The 4,311-nt window shown below is 71.3% G+C and carries 3 protein-coding genes; all 3 read right to left on the bottom strand.

Translation table 11 applies throughout. The annotated features are described in order from the left end of the window. Positions 1-513: 513 nt before the first annotated feature. Entirely contained in the window at positions 514-2,271 is a 1,758-nt protein-coding gene (gene ctaD, locus DKT69_RS35275; protein ID WP_109805705.1) for an aa3-type cytochrome oxidase subunit I, read from the bottom strand. 138 nt (positions 2,272-2,409) lie between these two features. Continuing rightward, positions 2,410-3,516, bottom strand: a complete 1,107-nt coding sequence (locus tag DKT69_RS35270; protein ID WP_109805704.1) for an FAD-dependent monooxygenase — start codon at positions 3,514-3,516, stop codon at positions 2,410-2,412. 285 nt (positions 3,517-3,801) lie between these two features. Then, a partial coding sequence (locus DKT69_RS35265) for an RNA-guided endonuclease InsQ/TnpB family protein (protein WP_146231304.1) occupies positions 3,802-4,311 on the bottom strand: 510 nt, incomplete at its 5' end.

Below are 4,311 nucleotides of genomic sequence, written 5' to 3'. Positions count from 1 at the left end.
GGCCCAGCCCGCCCGGGCTGACCTGCCCGGCCCGGCGGTCACGCCGTGATGTCCACTCAGGCCGTCCCGCTCCAGCCCGCCCATTCGGCGCCGGGCTGCCCGAGAAGCGATATGCCTGAGAGTCATAAATATGCCTGGCAGTCATATCGCTCGTGAACGTTGCCGCATCCGCGGGCGCTACGGTGTGTGGTCGCTCCCGTAGAGCTCCCACCGGTCGTCGGGACATCCGCCGCACCCGCCCACCGGTCGCCTTAAACACCCGCTGCACCGCGCGCGGCCACCATGGCTGGTCGACGCCGCCACTGGGTGCACCCGGAGCTGGGGCGACGACCGCTGCGACCCGCGGAGCCCACGCCGGGAGCGACCGCCGAGCCGCCCTCAACCTAGGTCGGGAGCCGGGTTGACCGGCGAGCCGGGAGCCGGGACCGAGACTCCGGGACCCGGCGCGGAAACGGCGACGGGCGCCGTACCCCTGATCAGGGGTACGGCGCCCGAGGCGCGGTGTTCAGCGGGTCAGCGCTGGTCGAGGTTGCCGGCGGTGTCCTCCTGGTAGCTGGCGCCACCGTTGGACTCGCTGGTCAGCGGCTTGGCGCCACCCTCCGGCGGGCCGGCGATGCTCTGGCCGGCGGCCAGCTCCGGGAACTTGGCGTCGAACGCGGGGCGCTCGGAGCGGATCCGCGGCATCCGGTCGAAGTTGCGCAGCGGCGGCGGCGAGCTGGTGGCCCACTCGAGCGAGTTGCCGTGGCCCCACGGATCGTCGACCTCGACCACCGGGCCGGTCTTGTACGACTTCCAGCAGTTCCAGATGAACGGCAGGGTCGAGATACCGGTGATGAACGCGCCGATCGTGGAGATCGTGTTCAGCGTGGTGAAGCCGTCGCCGGGCAGGTAGTCGGCGTACCGACGCGGCATGCCCTCGGCGCCGAGCCAGTGCTGAATCAGGAACGTGGTGTGGAAGCCGATCATGGTCAGCCAGAAGTGCACCTTGCCGAGCCGCTCGTCGAGCATCCGGCCGAACATCTTCGGGAACCAGAAGTAGATGCCGGCGAAGACCGCGAACACGATGGTGCCGAAGAGCACGTAGTGGAAGTGCGCCACCACGAAGTACGAGTCGTGCAGGTGGAAGTCGAGTGGCGGGCTGGCGAGCAGCACACCGGTCAGTCCACCGAAGAGGAAGGTCACCAGGAAGCCGACCGCCCAGAGCATCGGCGTCTCGAAGGTGATCTGGCCCCGCCACATGGTGCCGATCCAGTTGAAGAACTTCATGCCGGTCGGCACGGCGATCAGGTAGCTCAGGAAGCTGAAGAACGGCAGCAGCACCTGGCCGGTGGCGAACATGTGGTGCGCCCAGACGCTCATCGACAGGGCGGCGATCGAGATGGTGGCGGCGACCAGACCCTTGTAGCCGAAGATCGGCTTCCGGGAGAAGACCGGGATGATCTCGGTGATGATGCCGAAGAACGGCAGCGCCACGATGTAGACCTCGGGGTGCCCGAAGAACCAGAACAGGTGCTGCCACAGCATCGGGCCGCCGGTGGCGGGGTCGTACACGTGGGCGCCGACCAGGCGGTCCGCGGCGAGCGCGAAGAGCGCGGCGGCGAGCAGCGGGAAGACCAGGATCGCCAGCAGGCTGGTGACCAGCATGTTCCAGGTGAAGATCGGCATCCGGAACATGGTCATGCCGGGGGCGCGCAGGGTCAGGATCGTGGTGATCAGGTTGACCGCGCCGAGGATGGTGCCCAGACCGGAGATGGCCAGGCCGACCACCCACATGTTCGCGCCGACGCCGGGCGAGTGCTCGACGCTGCTCAGCGGGGTGTACGCCGTCCAGCCGAAGTCGGCCGCGCCACCGGGGCTGATGAAGCCCGCCACGGCCATCGTCCCGCCGAACAGGTAGAGCCAGTAGGCGAAGGCGTTCAGCCGGGGGAACGACACGTCCGGCGCGCCGATCTGCAGCGGCACCACGTAGTTCGCGAAGGCGAACACGATCGGCGTCGCGAAGAACAGCAGCATGATCGTGCCGTGCATGGTGAAGAGCTGGTTGTACTGCTCGGGCGACAGGAACTGCAGGCCCGGCCGCGCCAGCTCGGCGCGCATGATCAGGGCCATCAGGCCACCGATCATGAAGAACGCGAACGCGGTGACCATGTACATGATCCCGATCTGCTTCGCGTCCGTGGTGCGCAGCAGCCGCGCGATTGCCGACCCCTTGACCGGCTCTCGGACCGGCCAGGGCCGGGTCACGACCGGCTTGGGTGCGACGGTGGTCACGAGTGGCCTCCGGTTCTCGGTTGTCCCGCTCGGCGCGCGCTGTGTCTGCGAGCCGTCATCCGCAAGGAGGATAGTCCCCGGCAGGTGGCCTCGCCGCGTGGGGTGGCGGGCTACGATCACCCGCCGCCGCGCCGACGCTCAGAGCGGGTCGACCAGCAACCGGTAGTGCTCCTGGAAGATCCGTCCGCCGCGCCCGCGCAGCAGCGGGTCGCGCAGCGCCGGCGGAACGTCGCGGGTCCGGTTGCGGTCCCGGGTCCGGTCCCGCACCCATCGGGTACGCGGCCGCCGCCGGCTCTCGTACGCCAGCAGCGCGGCTTCGACGCTGCCGGCCGCCTTCAGCGACTCGGCGAGCACGACGGCGTCCTCGAGGGCCATGGCGGCGCCCTGGGAGAGGGTCGGCGCGGTGGCGTGGGCGGCGTCACCGATGAGCAGCACCCGGCCGTGGAACCAGCGACCCAGTTCCACCTCCTCGGTGACGCCGACGTGCACCTGTTCGAGGGCGGACAGCACCTCGGGCACCGGGCCGCCGTAGCCGGCGAAGAGTTCCCGCAGCCGGGCCGGCGGGTCGGCCGGCGGGACGGTGCCGGCCTCGTCGGCGTAGCAGTACAGCCGCCCGGCGCCGATCGGCACCAGCAGGAAGCCGGACCGCTGGCCGAGCAGGGCCGTCCAGTCGGTGATCCGTGGCCCGCCGCGCACCACGCTGCGGTAGACCACCTGCCCGGCGGGCCGGGGCGGGCCGCCGAGGGCGGCGAGGGTGCGGACCGCCGAGCGCGGCCCGTCGGCGCCGATCACCAGGTCGTACTCCCCGCAGGTGCCGTCGGTGAAGCCGACGGCGACCCCGCCGGGCAGCGGTTCGACGGTGCTGATCTCGGCGCCGTGCCGGACGGCGCCGCCGGCGCCGGTGAGCAGCACCCGGTGCAGTTCGGCGCGGGGCAGTGCCCGGCACTCCCCGACCCCGGCCCAGAGGGCGTCGAGGTCGACCTCGCAGAGCGGCGCGCCGGCCGCGTCCAGGAAGCGCTGGCGGTGGATCACCTGGCCGAGTGGGCGGACCGGTCCGTCGAGGTCGAGCCGGCGCAGCGCCCGCGCGGCGTTGCCGGGCAGGTAGAGGCCGGTGTCGACCAGCTCGGTGGGGGGCAGTTTCTCGGTGACGTCGGGCCGGAACCCCGCGAGCCGCAGCGCCCGGGCCACGGCCAGGCCGGCGATGCCCGCGCCGACGACGAGGATGCGCAGGGGGGAGCCACCCATCGTGGTGTACGCCTCCGGAGGGGTTCGGCACGCGTTGGAGGCAAGACACTACTCGCCGCGATCGACGGGGGGTAGGGCCCATCGGCCCTGCCGCAGCCACTTGTCGGCGCGCCGCGACGACAACACCGCCGACGCTCCCACCCCGCTCGGCGACGGCATGCGGCAGGTCGGCCAGGGTCTGGCCGGCCGGACGGCCGTGCCGGGGACGGCCCCGGGCCGCGCGCGAGCGGCCGCGGCTACTCCTCGTTCAGAAATCGGAGCGGCCACTTTGACGTTCTCTCCGCCCTAAAGGGCGGAGATTCCCTCCACGCTGCGTGTGGAACACGCGGTGTGCGGGTGGATTCCTGCTTCTCGGCGCGGTGCCGGCACGGGTGCCGGTCTTACCTGCGCTCCACAGGCGTTTAGGCTCTCGGCGCGTCCCGCCGCGAGGATGTTGATCGCCGCGTTGACGTCCCGGTCGTGGACCGCCCCGCATGGGCAGGTCCACGACCGGACGGACAGCGGTTTGGGTCCGTCGAGCCGCCCGCACGTGGAGCATGTCTGCGATGTGGGGACGAACCGGCCGATGCGGCGGAAGGCGCGTCCATACCGTGCGGCCTTGTACTCCAACATCGCGGTGAACGATGCCCAGCCGGCGTCGTGCACCGACTTCGCCAGCCGCGTCCGGGCGAGACCGGTGACGCACAGGTCCTCGACGTACACCGCTTGGTTGTCGCGGATGATCCGGGTCGAGAGCTTGTGCTGCCAGTCCCGCCGGCTGTCGGCCACCCGGGCGTGCGCCCGGGCGACCTTGAC

The sequence above is a fragment of the Micromonospora sicca genome, assembly GCF_003172935.1.
Classification (GTDB): Bacteria; Actinomycetota; Actinomycetes; order Mycobacteriales; family Micromonosporaceae; genus Micromonospora; species Micromonospora sicca.
This window is presented reverse-complemented; position numbering and strand designations above follow the sequence as displayed.